15 protein-coding genes are annotated in these 18,287 nt (G+C 55.9%); 4 read left to right on the top strand and 11 right to left on the bottom strand.

Annotation, left to right across the window (positions count from 1 at the left end; all coding sequences use genetic code 11):
• Positions 1-43: 43 nt before the first annotated feature.
• From lolE to ACUTQ5_RS08775, 4 genes are all read right to left on the bottom strand, one after another.
• A complete protein-coding gene (gene lolE, locus ACUTQ5_RS08790; RefSeq protein ID WP_445650937.1) occupies positions 44-1,291 on the bottom strand; it encodes a lipoprotein-releasing ABC transporter permease subunit LolE in 1,248 nt (415 codons plus the stop codon).
• Positions 1,291-1,995, bottom strand: coding sequence for a lipoprotein-releasing ABC transporter ATP-binding protein LolD (gene lolD / locus ACUTQ5_RS08785; protein WP_445650936.1), 705 nt, complete (start codon positions 1,993-1,995; stop codon positions 1,291-1,293). The genes lolE and lolD overlap by 1 nt, the downstream gene beginning before the upstream one ends.
• The gene (gene lolC, locus ACUTQ5_RS08780) at positions 1,988-3,190 is read right to left on the bottom strand and encodes a lipoprotein-releasing ABC transporter permease subunit LolC (RefSeq protein WP_445650935.1); all 1,203 of its coding nucleotides are present in this window, start codon (positions 3,188-3,190) and stop codon (positions 1,988-1,990) included. Before lolC ends, lolD begins: the two co-directional genes overlap by 8 nt.
• Positions 3,191-3,308: 118 nt before the next feature.
• Positions 3,309-3,950, bottom strand: coding sequence for a helix-turn-helix transcriptional regulator (locus ACUTQ5_RS08775; RefSeq protein ID WP_445650934.1), 642 nt, complete (start codon positions 3,948-3,950; stop codon positions 3,309-3,311).
• Positions 3,951-4,036: 86 nt separating this feature from the next.
• On the opposite strand from ACUTQ5_RS08775, the gene ACUTQ5_RS08770 reads away from it, so the two are divergent.
• Positions 4,037-5,020 (top strand): threo-3-hydroxy-L-aspartate ammonia-lyase, encoded by a 984-nt coding sequence (locus ACUTQ5_RS08770; protein ID WP_445650933.1) that lies wholly within the window; start codon positions 4,037-4,039, stop codon positions 5,018-5,020.
• A 151-nt stretch (positions 5,021-5,171) separates the two neighbouring features.
• Positions 5,172-8,654, top strand: coding sequence for a transcription-repair coupling factor (gene mfd, locus ACUTQ5_RS08765; RefSeq protein WP_445650932.1), 3,483 nt, complete (start codon positions 5,172-5,174; stop codon positions 8,652-8,654).
• 33 nt (positions 8,655-8,687) lie between these two features.
• Here the strand turns inward: mfd and ACUTQ5_RS08760 are convergent, their stop codons facing one another.
• Positions 8,688-9,788: a GGDEF domain-containing protein gene (locus tag ACUTQ5_RS08760; RefSeq protein ID WP_445650931.1), complete on the bottom strand. Its 1,101-nt coding sequence runs from the start codon at positions 9,786-9,788 to the stop codon at positions 8,688-8,690.
• 200 nt (positions 9,789-9,988) lie between these two features.
• Between ACUTQ5_RS08760 and ACUTQ5_RS08755 the strand changes: the two genes are divergently transcribed.
• On the top strand, positions 9,989-10,474 hold the full coding sequence (locus ACUTQ5_RS08755) for a heme-degrading domain-containing protein (RefSeq protein WP_445650930.1): 486 nt from the start codon (positions 9,989-9,991) through the stop codon (positions 10,472-10,474).
• A gap of 230 nt (positions 10,475-10,704) precedes the next feature.
• Positions 10,705-12,393, top strand: a complete 1,689-nt coding sequence (gene dauA / locus ACUTQ5_RS08750) for a C4-dicarboxylic acid transporter DauA (protein ID WP_445650929.1) — start codon at positions 10,705-10,707, stop codon at positions 12,391-12,393.
• A gap of 206 nt (positions 12,394-12,599) precedes the next feature.
• Here the strand turns inward: dauA and kdsA are convergent, their stop codons facing one another.
• Genes kdsA through hemA form a run of 6 tightly spaced genes read right to left on the bottom strand, consistent with a single transcriptional unit; the run spans position 12,600 to position 17,960 of the window.
• Positions 12,600-13,454 carry a 3-deoxy-8-phosphooctulonate synthase gene (kdsA, locus tag ACUTQ5_RS08745; RefSeq protein WP_445650928.1) on the bottom strand — a complete coding sequence of 285 codons (855 nt, stop codon included), beginning with the start codon at positions 13,452-13,454 and terminating at the stop codon, positions 12,600-12,602.
• Between the two features lie 33 nt (positions 13,455-13,487).
• Positions 13,488-14,297 (bottom strand): invasion regulator SirB1, encoded by an 810-nt coding sequence (gene sirB1, locus ACUTQ5_RS08740; protein WP_445650927.1) that lies wholly within the window; start codon positions 14,295-14,297, stop codon positions 13,488-13,490.
• Positions 14,294-14,692, bottom strand: coding sequence for a SirB2 family protein (locus ACUTQ5_RS08735; RefSeq protein ID WP_445650926.1), 399 nt, complete (start codon positions 14,690-14,692; stop codon positions 14,294-14,296). Before ACUTQ5_RS08735 ends, sirB1 begins: the two co-directional genes overlap by 4 nt.
• Positions 14,693-14,748: 56 nt before the next feature.
• Positions 14,749-15,579: a peptide chain release factor N(5)-glutamine methyltransferase gene (prmC, locus tag ACUTQ5_RS08730; protein WP_445650925.1), complete on the bottom strand. Its 831-nt coding sequence runs from the start codon at positions 15,577-15,579 to the stop codon at positions 14,749-14,751.
• Positions 15,579-16,664: a peptide chain release factor 1 gene (gene prfA / locus ACUTQ5_RS08725; protein ID WP_445650924.1), complete on the bottom strand. Its 1,086-nt coding sequence runs from the start codon at positions 16,662-16,664 to the stop codon at positions 15,579-15,581. The genes prmC and prfA overlap by 1 nt, the downstream gene beginning before the upstream one ends.
• A 33-nt stretch (positions 16,665-16,697) precedes the next feature.
• Complete coding sequence (hemA, locus tag ACUTQ5_RS08720) at positions 16,698-17,960, bottom strand: glutamyl-tRNA reductase (protein WP_445650923.1); 1,263 nt, start codon at positions 17,958-17,960, stop codon at positions 16,698-16,700.
• Positions 17,961-18,287 lie beyond the last annotated feature (327 nt).

Here is an 18,287-nt window from a genome sequence, read left to right as displayed (position 1 = left end):
GGCTAAAAAAATGGGGCGGCATCTCTGCCTCCCCTGATTTTGATTATTGTCCGCTCAACACTCGTGCCGGATCGATACGGCTGGCGCGCCTGGCCGGATACCAGCTAGCCAAGAGGCTGAGTACCAGCGCGGTCACCAATACAATCACCACGTCCAGCCAGTGCAGCTCGGAAGGCAGGAAGTCGATGAAGTAAATATCTCCCGACAGGAATGAGTGCCCCATCAGTTTTTCCAACCCTTTGATGATATTGGTCAGCTGCAGCGAGGCGATCACCCCGACCACCACGCCACTGACGCTGCCCACCAGCCCGGCCAGCAGGCCATACCAAATAAATATGGCGCGGATAAACCCATCTTTGGCACCCAGAGTACGCAGCACGGCGATATCGCCGCTCTTGTCCTTCACCGCCATCACCAGCGTAGAAACGATATTAAAGCAGGCAACCCCGATCACCAGCACCATCGCCAGATACATGATGGCGCGGATCATCTGGATATCGCGGTACATATAGCCGTAGGTGCCAATCCAGCTCTTGATGTAAACGTAGGTGTTGGTGACCTCGCCGGCATCACGCACCAGTTTGTTGGCGGCAAACACGTCGTTCACCTTGATGGCAATGCCGGTCACGCTGTCGCCCATATCCAGATACTGCTGCGCATCGGCCAACGGCACCATCGCCAGGCTGTGATCAAGCTGCCCGCTGAGCTGCAAAATTCCGGTCACGTGCAGACGAATACGTTTCGGCTGCAACAGCTTCATTTGCGGATCGCTGTTGGGGATCATCACCGTCACATAACTGCCCTGCTTGACACCAAGGGCATCGGCAACACCTTTACCGAGGATCACCTGTTGCTCACCGCTTTTGAAATTGGCCCAGGCATCGCCCTGCACATATTTCGGCAGCGCACTGAGCTGGATTTCCTGCTGTGGGTCAACGCCTTTGACGCCGACCGCACGCAGCTGCGCACCATTTTCCATCAGGCCGGTAAAGTTGATATAGGGGGCGGCAGCCACAATGCCGGGCACCTTTTCCACTCGTTGCAGAATCGACGACCAATCTTTGAACGGCTGTTTCACCGGTTCGATTTCACCGTGCGGCACCACCGCCAGAATGCGGTTTTTCAGTTCGCGCTCAAAACCGTTCATGGCACTCAGACCGACGATCAGCACCGCCACGCCCAGCGCAATACCGATGGTGGAAATCACCGAAATCAGTGACACCATGCCGCCGCGCTTGCGCCCGCGGCTGAAACGCAGGGCCGTCAGAAAGGAGAGTGACGCGCCTGCCATTACTCAGCCCCCAACAGGGTTAACTGGGCCTGCAGATGGCCGTCAGCCATTTCCAACTGGCGGCTGAGGCGCTTGGCCAACTGCAAGTCATGAGTGACCACCAAAAACGCAGTGCCCTGGCGCACGTTCAATTCGCCGAGCAGATCGAAAATGCTGTCGGCTGTGCGTTTATCGAGGTTACCGGTAGGTTCGTCCGCTAACACCAGCGACGGGTTATTGACCAGCGCACGGGCAATCGCCACGCGCTGACGCTCACCGCCGGACAGTTCTGAAGGCCGGTGCTTGCTGCGTTTTTCCAGCCCGACAGCCGTCAGCATTTCCAGTGCTTTTTCCTGTGCCTGCGCCGGTTTCATGCCGCCAATCAACAGTGGCATGGCGGCGTTTTCCAGTGCGGTAAAGTCCGGCAACAGGTGATGGAACTGGTAGATAAAACCAAGCTGGCGGTTGCGCAGTTCGGCCTTGGCCGCCGAGGACAACGAATTCAGCGACTGGCCCTTGTAGACTACCTCGCCGGAAGTCGGTGAATCCAGCCCGCCCAACAGGTGCAACAGCGTACTTTTCCCGGAGCCCGAGCTGCCGACAATCGCCATCATCTCGCCCGGCTGCATGGCAAAGCTGACATTACGCAGTACGTCGGTATGCAGGTTGCCTTCCTGATACGTCTTGCACAGGTTGTCGCACTGCAACAAAAGATGGTTACTCATAACGTAAAGCCTCAGCGGGTTGTACGGCGGCGGCGCGCCATGAAGGGTAAAGCGTGGACAACAGGGAAACCGCCATCGCCGCTACGGCAATGACCGTCACCTGCAGCGGATCAACCGCCACCGGCAGCGATGCTCCGTCAATCAATGCGCCGAGGATCGGCATCAGGTTATTAAGATTGCTGGCCAGTAACACCCCGAGCAGCGTGCCTAGCAGCGAACCGATAATACCGGCACTGGCACCCTGTACCATAAACACCGACATCACCTGTCGACGCGTCAGGCCCTGGGTCTGCAAAATAGCCACTTCGCCCTGCTTTTCCATTACCAGCAGGCCAAGGGAAGTAATAATGTTAAATGCTGCCACCGCCACGATCAGGCTAAGCAACAGCCCCATCATGTTCTTCTCCATGCGTACCGCCTGGAAAAGCTCGCCCTTGCGTTCGCGCCAGTCTTTCCATTCGGTACCCTGCGGCAATTTCTGTTGGCTGAGGGTATCGACCGTCAGTGGCTGCTGCAGGAACAGGCGCCAACCGGTGATATTGCCGGCCGGGTAGCGCAGCAGGCGCGAAGCATCCTGCTGATTGACCAGCATCTGAGTACCGTCTACTTCACTATTGGCGTGGAAAGTGCCAATCACGGTAAACAGACGCTGGATCGGAATACGGCCCATGGGCGTGAACTGGCTGGCACTCGGCACCATCACCCGCAGCGGATCGCCACGTTTAACGCCCAGTTGCCCGGCTAACTGTTCGCCGATGATGATATTGTATTGGCCCGGCTGCAGCTGTTGCTGTTTGACGTTCACCAGAAACGGCGTCAGCGGATCGGTTTCGTCCGGGTTCACCCCCAGCATCACCCCTACCGCTACGCTGCGGGCGCTTTGCAGCACCACGTCACCGGTAGTCAAGGGCGCAACGCGGCTGACGCCCTGCAGGCCCTGCACCGCCGATGCCGGGATTTGTTGCGGGTTGATTGACCCCTGCGGGCTGGTAATCAACGCCTGCGGCATCAGGCCGAGGATATTGTTCTCCAGATCCTTTTCAAAACCGTTCATCACCGACAAGACGGTAACCAACGCCATCACCCCCAGCGTAATGCCGATGGTGGAAAGCCAGGAAACAAACCGCCCGAAGCGGTCTGAAGCCCGCCCGCGCATGTAACGCAGGCCAATGAATAACGCGACAGGTTGATACATGAAATCCGTTTTGTTGCCGTAGCTTAAGCAAAAGTGATCAAGGATAATAAAGGCTATACTCCGTTTAGGGAACCACCCTGACGCCTTTTATTCCGCCGATCGCGCTAACGGCAGCACGTCACCCGGCGTCACGCTTTAACAGGTTGTAAACCGACACCCGCGAAATACCCAAGGCTTCCGCCGCCATAGTGGCTGCGCCGCGCAGTTGCAGATAACCCTGCTGCTTTAACAGTTGGAGAGCCTGAAAACGTTGCTCGGAAGAGAGCGCGCGCGGAGCGGTGGCATGTGAAGCAGCAAAATTGTTGATCACCGAGGCGATGTCCGACAGCGATCGCACACCCTCGGCGACCGGCTGCGACGAGCTCTGCACCACCGCAGTTAACTGCTGCAAAATAGCGGTGGCGCTGTTGAAAATCGAGACGTCCAGATTAAGACAAATCGCGGCCACAAAAGTGCCCTGACTGTTGCGCAGACCTATTGAGGTGCTCTTGGCCGGGCGGCCGTCCGGGAAAGCATTGGCATAGTTTTGCACCACGTCAGGAAAATCCGGCGAGGCAATACGTTCCAGCCCCATTTCGCTGGCAGCGTCACCAATGTTGCGGTTAGACAGATTATTGGCGATGGCGACGATAGCACTCTCCGGCTGGGTCAGATCGTGCAGCACCACTTCACAACAGGGGGCAAACATCACGCCCAGCGCCTGGACAATTTTTTCCGCTTCGCGCAGTAACAGCGCATTTTCCTGCCTGATATCGCTCATTAACTTAACCATTTGACAATAATTTTACAAAGAGTAAATTAAAATTTCCGGGTAATCAATCAACCTTTCACCAGCGCGAGGTCGCCATGAGTTCAACGCCCCACTGTATCACCGCCGCCGATATCTCTACCGCCGCAGAAATCCTGGCCGGACATGCCATCCGCACGCCGGTCATGACCTCGCAGCAAGCCGATCGCCTCATCGGCGCGCAACTTTTCTTTAAATGCGAGAATTTCCAGCGCGTCGGCGCCTTCAAGTTCCGCGGAGCATACAACTCGATTGCTCAATTGAGTGATGCGCAGCGCAAGGCTGGGGTGATTGCCTTCTCCTCCGGCAACCACGCTCAGGCCATGGCGTTGGCGGCGCGGGAACTGGGAGTTAACGTAACCATAGTGATGCCGCACGACGCCCCTGCGGCCAAATTGGCGGCAACACGCGGTTACGGTGCCAAGGTGGTGATTTATCAGCGCCACAGCGAAGATCGCGCAGCCATTGCTCAACGGCTGGCGGCCGAACAGAGTCTGACCATGATCCCCCCCTATGATTACCCGCAGGTGATCGCTGGTCAGGGCACGGCCACCAAAGAACTGATTGAGGAAGTGGGCCCTTTGGATGTGTTGCTGGTCTGCACCGGCGGCGGCGGCTTGCTGGCCGGCAGTGCGGTCGCAGCGCACCACTGGTCGCCGGGCTGCAGGGTGTTCGGCGTGGAGCCACAGGCAGGCAACGACGTGCAGCAGGCATTTCGCACTGGCCGGCCGGTACAAATCCCGCTCCCGAAAACCATCGCCGACGGCGCACAAACTCAACAGGTAGGTGCGTTGACCTTCCCAATCATTCAGCAGTTCGTCGAGGATATCCTGACGGTCAGCGATCCGCAGTTATGTCGGCAAATGCGCTTCTTTATGGAGCGGATGAAAATGGTGGTCGAGCCGACCGGTTGCCTGGCTGCAGCAGCGGCGATGAACTCGCTGCTCGATTTACGCGGTAAAAAGGTCGGGGTGATCGTCAGCGGCGGCAACGTCGACGTCGATAAAATCGCTGATTATCTCGCCATGGCGGGGCAAGAATAATGCAATCAGAAGGTTAAACATGCGCCAATAGTCCGCCGCATCGCGCTTTTACCTATGTCAGTTTACTGCCCAGTGGGCTAGTATTACCGGGTAAAGGCGCAGCGTGATTTGTGCCAGGGCGAAATTTAACACATTGATTAAAGATACCTTCATGAGCATCTCCGATAACCGTAACCGTTCCGCTTCTTCTTCATCCTCCCGTTATTCCCTGCCTGAGCGCGCGGGCGATTTGCGCCAGTTGGGGCAACTGACCGGCTCGGCCTGTGCCGTGGAATGCGCCGAGATTGTCGAACGTCACAACGGGCCGGTGATGCTAATCGCCCCGGACATGCAAAATGCCCTGCGTCTGCGCGACGAAATTCAGCAATTTACCGATCAAATGGTCACCACGCTGTCCGACTGGGAAACCCTGCCCTACGACAGCTTCTCGCCGCATCAGGAAATCATCTCTGCCCGTCTGTCGAGCCTGTACCATCTGCCGACCATGGTGCGCGGCATGATCATTCTGCCGGTCAATACCCTGATGCAGCGTGTTTGTCCGCACGAATTCCTGCACGGCCACGCGCTGGTAATGGAAAAAGGCCAGCGCCTGTCGCGCGACAAACTGCGGGCCCAACTGGAGCAGGCCGGCTACCGCAGCGTTGATCAGGTGATGGAACATGGCGAGTTCGCCACCCGCGGTGCACTGCTTGATCTGTTCCCTATGGGTAGCGAAGAACCTTATCGCATCGATTTCTTCGATGACGAGATCGACAGCCTGCGCACCTTTGATGTCGACAACCAGCGCACGCTCAACGAAGTCGATGCCATCAACCTGCTGCCGGCCCATGAATTTCCAACCGACAAAAATGCCATCGAGCTGTTCCGCAGCCAGTGGCGTGAGCAGTTTGAAGTGCGCCGCGATGCCGAACATATTTATCAGCAGGTCAGCAAAGGCACCTGGCCAGCCGGTATCGAATACTGGCAGCCGCTGTTTTTCAGCCAGCCACTGCCTTCGCTGTTCAGTTATCTGCCGGACAACACGTTGCTCGTCAATACCGGTAATCTGGAGAGCGCCGCCGAACGCTTCTGGCAGGACGTCAACCAACGTTATGAGAGCCGCCGTGTCGATCCGATGCGGCCATTGTTGGCACCTGACAGCCTGTGGTTACGGGTTGATACGCTGTTTGGTGAACTGAAAGCCTGGCCGCGCATGGCGCTGAAAACTGAAGAACTGCCTGCCAAAGCCGGTAACACCAATCTGGATTACCGCGCACTGCCGAACCTGGCGGTACAAGCCCAGCAGAAAGCGCCACTGGACAGCCTGCGCCATTTTATTGAAAGCTTCGACGGCAGCATTATTTTCTCGGTCGAAAGCGAGGGACGCCGCGAAACGCTGCAGGATCTGCTCGGCCGCATCAAACTCCGTCCTTCGCTGATCCAGCATCTCGATCAGGCCGAGGCGGCGGGCCGCTACATGATGGTCGGCGCCTCCGAGCGCGGTTTCCTCGACGGCATGCGAAACCGGGCCTTGATCTGCGAAAGCGATCTGCTCGGTGAACGCGTCAGTCGCCGTCGGCAAGATAACCGTCGCACCATCAATACCGATGTGCTGATCCGCAATCTGGCGGAGCTGCACCCCGGCCAACCGGTGGTACATCTGGAACACGGCGTTGGCCGTTACGTTGGCCTGACCACGCTGGAAGCTGGTGGCATCAAGGCCGAATACCTGATCCTGTCCTATGCCGGTGAAGATAAACTCTACGTGCCGGTCTCTTCGCTGCATCTGATCAGCCGTTATGCCGGCGGTGCGGACGAAAACGCACCGCTGCACAAACTGGGCGGTGATGCCTGGTCGCGTGCACGGCAAAAAGCCGCCGAGCGGGTGCGTGACGTGGCGGCAGAATTGCTGGATATTTACGCCCAGCGCGCCGCAAAAACCGGCTTCGCTTTTAAACATGACCGCGAACAATATCAGCTGTTCTGCCAGGCCTTCCCATTTGAGACCACCCCGGATCAGGAGCAGGCGATTAACGCCGTGCTGAGCGACATGTGCCAACCACTGGCCATGGACCGTCTGGTGTGTGGTGACGTCGGCTTCGGCAAAACCGAAGTGGCGATGCGCGCCGCCTTCCTGGCGGTGGAGAACGGCAAACAGGTCGCGGTACTGGTGCCAACCACCTTGCTGGCGCAGCAGCATTTCGACAATTTCCGCGATCGCTTCGCCACCTGGCCGATCCGCATTGAGATGATGTCGCGCTTCCGCAGTGCCAAGGAACAGCAGCAGGTAATGGACGATGCCGTCGATGGCAAAGTGGATATCATCATCGGCACCCACAAACTGCTGCAGAGCGATCTGCGCTGGAAAGATCTGGGGCTGTTGATCGTCGATGAAGAACACCGATTCGGTGTGCGCCACAAAGAACGCATCAAGGCAATGCGTGCCGATGTGGATATTCTGACGCTGACCGCGACGCCGATCCCACGCACCCTGAATATGGCCATGAGCGGCATGCGCGACCTGTCGATTATTGCCACCCCACCGGCCCGTCGTCTGGCGGTAAAAACCTTTGTCCGCGAGTACGACAGCCTGGTGGTGCGTGAGGCGATCCTGCGTGAAGTGTTGCGTGGCGGCCAGGTTTACTACCTGTATAACGACGTTGAAAACATTGAAAAAGCCGCAACAAAACTGGCGGAATTGGTGCCGGAAGCGCGTATTGCCATCGGCCACGGTCAAATGCGCGAACGCGATCTGGAACGGGTGATGAACGACTTCCACCACCAGCGCTTTAACGTACTGGTCTGCACAACCATTATCGAAACCGGCATCGACATTCCCAGCGCCAATACCATTATCATCGAGCGAGCCGATCGCTTTGGGCTGGCGCAGCTGCACCAGCTACGTGGCCGCGTCGGACGTTCGCACCATCAGGCCTATGCCTATCTGCTGACGCCGCCCCCTAAAGCCATGAGCACCGACGCCCATAAACGCCTGGAAGCCATAGCATCACTGGAAGACCTGGGTGCCGGCTTTGCCCTGGCCACCCACGATCTTGAGATCCGCGGTGCGGGCGAACTGCTCGGTGAAGACCAGAGTGGCCAGATGACCACCGTTGGCTTCTCGCTGTATATGGAACTGTTGGAAAGCGCAGTGGACGCACTTAAAAACGGACGCGAGCCTTCGCTGGAAGATCTCACAAGCAACCAAACCGAAGTGGAGCTGCGCATGCCGGCCCTGCTGCCGGATGATTACATTCCAGACGTCAATACTCGCCTGTCGTTCTATAAGCGTATCGCCAGCGCGAAAAACGACGGTGAACTCGAAGAGTTGAAGGTGGAGCTGATTGACCGCTTTGGCCTGCTGCCGGATCCGGCGCGTAACCTGCTGCAAAGTGCGGCGTTGCGTCAACATGCCCAGTTACTGGGCATCAAGCGCATCGAAAGTAATGAACGCGGTGGATTCATTGAATTTGGTGAAAAAAACAAGGTCGACCCAGGCTATTTAATTGGGTTGTTGCAAAGCAATCCGCAGGTCTATCGCCTGGACGGGCCGAGTAAACTGAAGTTTATGCTGGATCTGACCGATCGCCAGAAACGTCTGAAGTTTACCGAAGAACTCCTGACCGCATTCCGCGAACATACGCTGGCAGCCTGAGTCAGTAACCCCTTCTGAGTTCGTCAGAAGGGGTTACTGCTGCCGAAAGCCAGCCCCCAGCGGCGCAAACAGCATCAGCCGGCTGCAGACCACCTGATTTTTCCCGCCACGTTTGGCCTCATACAGGGCTTCGTCCGTCACCTCTATCGCTTTCTCTACCGCCATACCGGGTAAATACAGCGAGGCACCGATAGAAACGGTGATCTGTGTTTCGTGGCCTTCATCCAGAAAAAATATCGTTGCCTCCACGCTGCGACGAATGCGTTCCGCTACCCCACCGATAATCTTCGGATCATAGCTGGCAGTAATCACCATGAACTCCTCACCGCCATAGCGACCAACAAAATCTTCGCTGCGCACGCTGTTTTGCAACAATTGCCCCATCTGGGTCAGCAACAAATCCCCTGCCAAATGGCCGTAGGTATCATTGATACACTTGAAATTATCCAGATCGAGGATCATCAACCCGCAGGGACGCCGCTCTGCATGTTGCAACATCAGGCGATAGTCGACGCTGGCACGGTTACCAAGATGAGTCAGACTGTCGGTGGTGGCCTTATCGCGCATTGAGAAATAGGCGTGGATATGCCGCTCTTTGAAGTTCAGCGCATGGTAGCAAATCGCCAGGCACAGGGCTGAAATGGCCTGATACATCAACGCATCCAACCACAAGATACGTATATCAACCAAAAACCAGACCACCAGGATGCGATATAACGCAATCAGAGCTATGGTCAGATAGAACACCCGGTTCGACTTTCTCAACCAGACCCGCGACAACAGCAAGGGAATAATGATCGAGCCGATAAACAGGTTATCGACGGTTAATCCACCGCTCACGGCCAATAACATCAGATAGCACGCCATTCCACTGAGCGCACCGCCAAAGAAAGTCACCAATATCATTGGGATCATCACGAAGCTGTAATGGACGTTATCGGTCAATTCCAACCTATCCTGATTGAGAAACAGTATCGCCAGTCCGGCCAGCAGACCAAAAAGCAGGCGTTTCCATCTCTCGGATTGATATGAAAAAGGAGCATTTTTGCTGAGGGCAAAATAGCTGATTGACAGTGTAGCGTAGGTGATGCAAGCGTCGCTATAAAGCGTGGGAATTGACGCAACGTAAGTCATAAATATTCGCAGTGCTCCGCGGAAATTATAGGGTGATTAAGCAATAAATTTTGAGCACCAATCCCTGTCTCATCCATTCCGGCATGGAACATATTACTCAGATTAATAATAGATTAGCAGTTCTATGATATTTCCAAGGTATCTATCCCACCTTTCCGCTTCAGGATAGTCTGTTAGATACCTAGAGAGGAGCGACAACTATGAATATCGATGATGATTTGCAAGCGCTGACCAAACAGGAAGCGACGTTGACCTTCAGCCACTTTGACCATAATACCGCCTGGGAACTGGGATCGGCATTAAAATCCGCAGCAGAACGCGGCCGCCTGTCCATCGCCATCGAAATCCAGCTTGCGGGGCAGACGCTGTTTTATTATGCCATGCCCGGCACCACGCCTGATATTGCGGACTGGGTACGGCGTAAACGCAACGTGGTGAATCACTTCCACAAAAGTTCTTACGCTATCGGCCTGCGCCTGCAACAACGTCAATCGACGCTGGAAGAGCGCTATGGGCTGAGTGTGCGTGACTACTCGACGCACGGCGGAGCCTTTCCGATTAATTTAGCCGGGCTCGGCTGCATCGGCACCATCAGCATTTCCGGCTCGCCGCAGCTGGAAGATCATAATCTGCTGGTCGGCACCCTGGCCCACTTTCTCGGCTTATCCCTGCCGGCAGTACATTAAGCGATAAAACTCCTGCTATTCTCTTTAGGCTGGTCGTCAGAGCCGCGACCAGCCTGCTATCTGATATTAACTTCCGTTTTGAAATAGTCTACTTTCATTTTTCCGCAGCATATTGATGTATATCTAGGAATCACCGCCACAACAGGCGTATGGTGTCTGTCAGCTATTCGAGACGGACCGCAACCGGCCCGCCATTCCGTTCTCTTTTATAGACTTGGTTTACACCCCAGATGAAAACGCATGAAATTAACGGCATTCGGCCATTCAGCGCACTGATTGATGCCTGCTGGAGAGACCCCTATTCCCTGCAACGCCTGCTAAAAGACGCCATCGCTGGCGTCACCGTTGGCATTATCGCCATCCCATTGGCGATGGCACTGGCGATTGCCAGCGGCGTTCCTCCTCAATATGGGTTGTACACGTCGGCGGTCGCCGGGATTGTGATCGCCATTAGCGGCGGCTCGCGCTACAGCGTTTCCGGGCCTACCGCCGCCTTCGTGGTGATCTTGTATCCGGTTTCACAGCAGTTCGGCCTCTCTGGCCTGTTGATCGCCACCCTGCTTTCCGGGCTGTTTTTGGTGCTCATGGGGTTGGCACGTTTCGGTCGATTGATTGAATATATTCCCCTGTCGGTGACGCTGGGCTTTACCTCCGGTATTGCCATTACCATCGCCACCATGCAGGTGAAGGACTTCTTCGGTCTGCAACTGGCGGTGGTGCCGGAACACTATGTGGGCAAGGTTTACGCCTTGCTGCAGGCGCTGCCAACGCTGGATATCGGCGATACGCTGATCGGCGCAGTGACCTTGTTGATCCTGATATTTTGGCCGAAACTTGGCCTAAGAGTACCGGGGCATTTACCGGCGTTGCTGGCGGGCACTGCGGTGATGGGCATTCTGGCGCTGTTTGACCACCCGGTGGCAACCATAGGTTCCCGCTTCAGTTACCTGCTGGCCGACGGCACGCAGGGCCAGGGCATTCCACCCATTTTGCCGCAGTTGATGCTGCCGTGGGATCTGCCGGCGGGTGATGCCAAGCCGATGGCGCTGAGCTGGCAGACTATTTCCGCCCTGTTACCGGCGGCGTTCTCCATGGCCATGCTGGGCGCAATTGAATCCCTGCTGTGTGCCGTGGTGTTGGACGGCATGACCGGCAAGAAGCATAACTCCAATACCGAACTTATCGGCCAGGGGGCGGGCAATATTATCGCACCGTTCTTTGGCGGCATTACCGCCACCGCCGCCATTGCGCGTTCCGCCGCCAACGTGCGCGCCGGGGCCACTTCGCCGGTATCTGCCATTATCCATGCGCTGCTGGTATTATTGGCACTGCTGGTATTGGCACCCTGGCTGTCCTGGCTGCCGCTGGCAGCAATGGCGTCGCTGCTGCTGATGGTCGCCTGGAATATGAGTGAGGCCCATAAGGTGATTTATCTGCTGCGGCGGGCACCGAAGGACGACATTCTGGTGATGCTGCTGTGCCTGTCGCTGACGGTGCTGTTTGATATGGTGATTGCCATTACCGTAGGCATAGTGCTGGCTTCGCTGCTGTTTATGCGCCGCATTGCACGCATGACACGCTTGAGCGAACTGAGCGCCGAAAATGACCGCCTGGTGCTGCGGGTGAACGGTCCATTATTCTTCGCCGCCGCCGAACGCATTTTTAACGAATTGCTGGTGCGCAGTGAAAGTTATGACGTGATTGTCTTGCAGTGGGATGCGGTACCGGTGCTGGACGCCGGTGGCCTGGATGCCCTGCAGCGCTTTATCGAAGCCCTGCCGTCAGGCAAGCAATTGGCGATCACCGATATACCGTTCCAGCCGTTGAAAACGCTGGCGCGCGCGCGGGTACAGCCGATTGAGGGGAAACTGCATTTCTACGCAACGCTACCCGAAGCCTTGGCCGAGCTGGACGCCTAAAAAAAAGCCCGTCAAGTCGGGCTTAGGTTGCTGACAAAGCAGGAAAAAGCGTGGTTTTTCCTGCTTTGTGGTGAGCAGCCGAAAATCAATAAATTGATTTTCCAGATTTTTATTTATCGGCCTCTACTCGCTCTGGGCAGGTATGAGGTTTGTCATCTGTCTGAGCCCGGTATAAAAACCGGGCTTTTTACTACGAGAAAACCGGCTTAGTTGCTGGTATCGAGCTCTGGGAAGCTCTTCACCAGATCGTCGATGGCTTTCATCTGCACCAGGAACGGCTCCAGCTTGTCCAGCGGCAACGCGGACGGACCATCACACTTGGCGCTGTTCGGCTCTGGGTGCGCTTCAATAAACAGCCCAGCCAGGCCAACCGCCATACCGGCACGTGCCAGTTCGGTAACCTGTGCACGACGGCCGCCGGATGCGGCGCCAAACGGGTCACGGGTCTGCAGGGCGTGGGTCACGTCGAAGATCACCGGATGACCGCCAGTGGCATTTTTCATCACGTTGATACCCAGCATGTCGACCACCAGATTATCGTAACCAAAGTTGCTGCCGCGATCGCACAAAATCACCTGATCGTTACCGCCTTCCTTGAACTTGTCGACGATATTGCCCATTTGGCCCGGGCTGACGAACTGGGGTTTCTTGACGTTGATCACCGCCCCGGTTTTCGCCATCGCTTCTACCAGATCGGTTTGGCGAGCCAGGAATGCTGGCAGCTGGATCACGTCAACCACTTCGGACACCGGCTGCGCCTGTGAGGCTTCATGCACGTCGGTGATGGTTTTCACGCCGAAGGTTTTTTTGATTTCTTCGAAGATCTTCATCCCTTCTTCCAGGCCCGGACCACGGTACGAGTGGATAGAAGAACGGTTGGCTTTATCAAAAGAGGCTTTAAAAACGTAAGGGATGCCCAGTTTTTGCGTCACGGTGACGTAGTGTTCGCAAATGCGCATCGCCAAATCGCGCGATTCCAGCACGTTCATACCGCCAAACAGCACAAACGGCAGATCGTTCGCTACGTTGATGTCACCAATGCTAACCACTTTCTGTTTCATGCTTTCGCCTTTGTTGATGTTAAATCAAATGAATTAATGCAGCGTGACCTGTTTCGGTTCAATCGAGTGGATCTGTACTTTGATCACTTCACTGACCGGATCTTCAGGACACTGTTCGACAAAATAATTGAGGTCGGAAATAGCAATATGGTTGCATTCCAACTGGGCGTAAATCAGCCCACGGTCACGGATTTCGTACGGGTCATCCGGATCGAAGCACAGCACCGTTTCGCTGGCGCGCAATGCCATTTCCATCTGTTCCTCTTCCATCAGGGCGGCCTTCAGCGTCTCAAGCATCTTACGCACCACCATGACGTTTTCTGACTCATCGAGATCGTCGTCTTCCAACTCGGCGCCCAGACCCAGGTTGCCCTTGATCCACACTTCCAGTTGATGCTCGTTTAGCGTCTCTCCGTTCAACGGGTTGATAAGCCACATCTCTTCATCCAGCCAGTCTGCCCGCAGGATCAGTTGGGTGGGGAAAATCACCGGCAACAGCGGTAAATCCAGATGCGCGGCTATGTGCAGGAAAATGGTGCCGAGGGAAACCGGCGTGCCCTGGCGCCCTTCCAGCACCTTGTCGAGCCAAATAGCGTCGGACAAACGGTACACGCCGCCGGCGCCGCCAAAACCCCAGGTTTTGAAGAACAGTTCAATGAGTGCGTCCAGTTGCTGTTCCTGGCTGAGATCCTTCGGTATCGCCGCACGTGCGTCGTCGACCAGCTGCTGCAGCTTGCGTTCGACTTCAGCGGTGGGGAAATCACGCCGCACGGACTGCAAAACCAGGATCACACCCGCGCTCAGCAGCGCGGTGTTAAATTTAAAATCAGCAATGCTACTCATAAGTATCCCATCAGAAACGGTATTTTCGTCGTGGCAAGTTTAATTATCAGGTACAGACAGCCCAACGCCAGCACAAACGCCAGGGTGCGCAGGTTCTTACTTTTGGTCTTCTTGCCCAATGCGACGTAGCCAAGCAGGATATAGATAATAACGCCAAACAGCTTCTCGGTCAGCCACGAGTCCATACCCAGCAGCGGGTAAAACTTGAACATCACCACTAACGCGATACCACTGGCGAACAGTACCGTATCATTTATGTGTGGCGTTATCTTCACCCAGCGCTTGTTCATCATCGCCGAGTCTCGCCATTTCCAGAAAAATCGCAGCACAAACAAGACAATACTGATGATGACTGTCAACAGGTGCAAATGTTTTAACGCTGAGTAGACTGCCATATTGCTTCCTTTTGTTTATTCGCTGTGTGCTTTTTTTTGTTAGTTCTCAGTTACTGCTACGGCCATTGGCCAAAAGTCACGCGATCGTTATCACCGTAGTCACGGCGGGTAGCGATCGAAATAAAGCCGGCGGCCTGCAGCAATGCGCGCACACTCTCGCCCTGTTGCCAACCGTGCTCCAGCAACAGCCAGCCCTGTGGCAGCAGATACTTCGGTGCCTGCTGCACAATGGCGGACAAATCCGCCAACCCGTGCTGCTGCGCGACCAGCGCGCTGCTGGGTTCAAAACGTACGTCGCCCTGTGCCAGATGCGGGTCGGTGGCGTCGATGTACGGAGGATTACTGGCGATCAGGGCGAAAGTTTGGCTGCCCAGCGGCGCAAACCAGCTGCCCTGAAGAAATTGTGCGTTGCCGATCGCCAGCTTCTGCGCATTATGCTGCGCGAGCGCTACGGCTTCAGGCTGTAAATCAACGCCGGTCACCATGCAGTCCGGGCGTTCGCTGGCCAACGCCAGCGCAATGGCACCGGTGCCGGTACCGAGATCGAGGATATTGCAAGCGGATGACGGCAGGCTCTCCAGCGCCAGTTCCACCAGGCATTCGGTGTCCGGACGCGGGATCAGGGTAGCTGGCGAGACCGACAGCGGCAGCGACCAAAACTCGCGTTCACCAATCAGATAAGCCACCGGCTCGCCACGTTCGCGGCGCACCAGTAACCTTTCCAACTGTTCTTGCTGTTGTTGAGTCAACAAAGTTTCGCCAAATGCCATCAGAAAGGTTCTGGCCCGACCGGTCACGAAACCCAACAGGATTTCCGCGTCACGCCGGGCACTGTCACTTTGCGTCAACCGGGCAACTGCCGCCTTCAGCCAGGATTGATAGTCCATTACTCTGGCTCAGCGGACAGCGCAGCGAGTTGATCAGCCTGATATTCCTGCACAATAGGTTGGATAAGCATATCCAGTTTGCCTTCCATCACTTCATCCAGACGGTACAAAGTCAGGTTGATGCGATGGTCGGTCACGCGCCCCTGCGGGAAGTTGTAGGTGCGGTTGCGATCGGAGCGGTCGCCGGTGCCCAACAGATTACGACGAGTTGATGCCTCGGCCTGCTGGCGTTTGGCCATTTCGGCGGCACGGATACGCGCCCCCAGCACCGACATCGCCTTGGCTTTGTTTTTGTGCTGTGAACGTTCGTCCTGACACTCCACCACAATACCGGTTGGCAAGTGGGTAATACGGATCGCCGAGTCGGTGGTGTTAACGTGCTGGCCGCCGGCACCGGAGGAACGGAAGGTATCGATTTTCAGATCGCCAGCATTGATCTCCGGCATTTCGGCTTCCGGTACCGCCGGCATCACCGCCACGGTACAGGCGGAGGTATGAATACGCCCCTGCGACTCGGTTTCCGGCACGCGTTGTACGCGGTGGCCGCCAGATTCAAATTTCAATTGACCGAAAACGCCATCCCCAGAAACCTTGGCAATCACTTCTTTATAGCCGCCGTGCTCGCCTTCATTGGCACTCATGATCTCGACGCGCCAGCGACGCGTTTCGGCATAGCGACTGTACATACGGAACAGATCTCCGGCAAAAATCGCCGCTTCGTCACCGCCGGTACCGGCACGCACTTCCAGGAAGCAATCGCGCTCATCATCCGGATCTTTCGGCAACAGCAGCACTTGTAATTGCTGCTCCAGCTCTTCCGTTGCCGCCTTGGCGTCTTTCAACTCTTCCTGCGCCATTTCGCGCATTTCCGGGTCATCCAACATCATTTCTGCGGTAGCCAGATCGTCTTGAACCTTACGCCATTCAAGGAAACAGCGGCTGACATCGGTCAACTGTGCATATTCGCGCGACAGCGCACGGAACCGATCCTGCTCGGCAATAACGCCGGCATCGCCGAGCAGCGCCTGCACTTCTTCATGGCGCTCTTGTAACGCTTCCAGTTTGGCAACAATAGAAGGCTTCATGCGTGGTATTAAACCCTGTTAATAAAGAGAAAACTAATGCTGATCCAGCCCGAGGCTGTCGCGTAATAATTGCAACCGCTCCACGTCGCCATCGCCGGCGGCCTGTTGGAGGGATTTGGTAGGGGCATGAATAAGACGGTTGGTCAGCCGATGGGCTAGTTCGTGGATAACCTGCTCCACGTCCGTGCCCTGCGCAATGGCGGCCAAGGCTTTGGCTTCCATTTCCGCACGGATCTGATCGGCCTGCGAACGGTAGTCGCGGATGGTTTCCACTGCGCCCTGCGAGCGCAACCAGGCCATAAAGTTGATGCTTTCCTGCTGGACGATCGACTCAGCCTGCACCGCCGCGGCCTTGCGCTGCGCCAGGTTGCTCTGAATGATGGCGTGCAGATCGTCCACGCTGTATAAATAGGCGTTGGCCAGCTTGCCCACTTCCGGTTCGATATCACGCGGTACGGCAATATCCACCAGCAGCATGGGCTGGTTGCGGCGCGCTTTCAGCGCGCGCTCCACCATCCCTTTACCGATGATCGGCAGCGGGCTGGCAGTAGAACTGATAATAATGTCGGCGTCCGCCAGGCGTTCGTCGATTTCCGGCAAGGTGATCACTTCTGCGCCGACTTCGTCCGCCAACAGTTGGGCGCGCTCGCGGGTACGGTTGGCAATAATCATATGCCGTACTTTATGCTCGCGCAGATGACGCGCCACCAGTTCAATGGTTTCACCGGCCCCCACCAGCAGGACATTCAATTCGGCAAGAGATTCGAATATCTGGCGCGCCAGGGTACAGGCGGCAAAGGCTACGGATACCGCACTGGCACCGATTTCAGTTTCGGTACGCACGCGTTTGGCGACGGAGAAGGATTTTTGGAACAGACGCTCAAGCTCACCAGACAATGACTGCCCGCGTTGAGATTCTGCAAAGGCTTTCTTCACCTGCCCGAGAATTTGCGGTTCGCCCAGCACCAGTGAATCCAACCCGCTGGCCACGCGCATCAGATGGCTGACGGCTTCGTTGCCGTGGTGCCAGTACAGGCTTTTACTCACCTCTTCCGGGCGCAGGTGGTGGTACTCACACAGCCAGGAGACCAGCTGTTCGTGAATATGTTCCTGTTGCTCCACGCTAAGATACAGCTCGGTGCGGTTGCAGGTAGACAACACGACACCGCCCTGCACCAACGGTTGTTGGAGCAAGCTGGTTAGCGCCTGTTCGATAGACTCTGGGGAGAAGGTCACCCTTTCACGCAGAGAAACCGGAGCGGTTTTGTGATTTATACCTAACGCCAGCAGGGTCATTGCTTCGAGTAATACTTCTTTTGGTACGGGTTCTCGTTGAACGGCATTCTACTTGATGCGCGGGATCAATAAAAGGCACAACCGCATCTTCCGTCCAATCGCTGAAATAGACAGCATCAAGGAGTGATTAGCAATAAATACAATAAGATAAATAATATTTTGACGACATAACATACTGAATTTTAGTCCAGTCTGCGATATTCCGCACAGTATTGAGTAAAACTGACCACCTGAGCTGAGGGTAGCGATCAAATATCCGGCTTTTACCAGCCCAAAGTGCCGCAACGAAAGGTAGGATCCAAAATGAAGAAAACCTGTTGGCAAAAA

It is taken from the genome of Serratia sp. NA_112.1 (genome assembly GCF_052691715.1).
The sequence above is the reverse complement of the archived record's forward strand: the minus strand, read 5'-3'. Positions and strand labels throughout refer to the sequence as shown.

Coding starts and splice junctions, on each gene's coding strand:
- lolC (WP_445650935.1), bottom strand. CDS start 3,190: ATGTATCAACCTGTCGCGTTATTCATTGGCCTGCGTTACATGCGCGGG.
- ACUTQ5_RS08755 (WP_445650930.1), top strand. CDS start 9,989: ATGAATATCGATGATGATTTGCAAGCGCTGACCAAACAGGAAGCGACG.
- lolE (WP_445650937.1), bottom strand. CDS start 1,291: ATGGCAGGCGCGTCACTCTCCTTTCTGACGGCCCTGCGTTTCAGCCGC.
- mfd (WP_445650932.1), top strand. CDS start 5,172: ATGAGCATCTCCGATAACCGTAACCGTTCCGCTTCTTCTTCATCCTCC.
- sirB1 (WP_445650927.1), bottom strand. CDS start 14,297: ATGAGTAGCATTGCTGATTTTAAATTTAACACCGCGCTGCTGAGCGCG.
- ACUTQ5_RS08775 (WP_445650934.1), bottom strand. CDS start 3,950: ATGAGCGATATCAGGCAGGAAAATGCGCTGTTACTGCGCGAAGCGGAA.
- ACUTQ5_RS08760 (WP_445650931.1), bottom strand. CDS start 9,788: ATGACTTACGTTGCGTCAATTCCCACGCTTTATAGCGACGCTTGCATC.
- prmC (WP_445650925.1), bottom strand. CDS start 15,579: ATGGACTATCAATCCTGGCTGAAGGCGGCAGTTGCCCGGTTGACGCAA.
- ACUTQ5_RS08770 (WP_445650933.1), top strand. CDS start 4,037: ATGAGTTCAACGCCCCACTGTATCACCGCCGCCGATATCTCTACCGCC.
- ACUTQ5_RS08735 (WP_445650926.1), bottom strand. CDS start 14,692: ATGGCAGTCTACTCAGCGTTAAAACATTTGCACCTGTTGACAGTCATC.
- hemA (WP_445650923.1), bottom strand. CDS start 17,960: ATGACCCTGCTGGCGTTAGGTATAAATCACAAAACCGCTCCGGTTTCT.
- lolD (WP_445650936.1), bottom strand. CDS start 1,995: ATGAGTAACCATCTTTTGTTGCAGTGCGACAACCTGTGCAAGACGTAT.
- kdsA (WP_445650928.1), bottom strand. CDS start 13,454: ATGAAACAGAAAGTGGTTAGCATTGGTGACATCAACGTAGCGAACGAT.
- prfA (WP_445650924.1), bottom strand. CDS start 16,664: ATGAAGCCTTCTATTGTTGCCAAACTGGAAGCGTTACAAGAGCGCCAT.
- dauA (WP_445650929.1), top strand. CDS start 10,705: ATGAAAACGCATGAAATTAACGGCATTCGGCCATTCAGCGCACTGATT.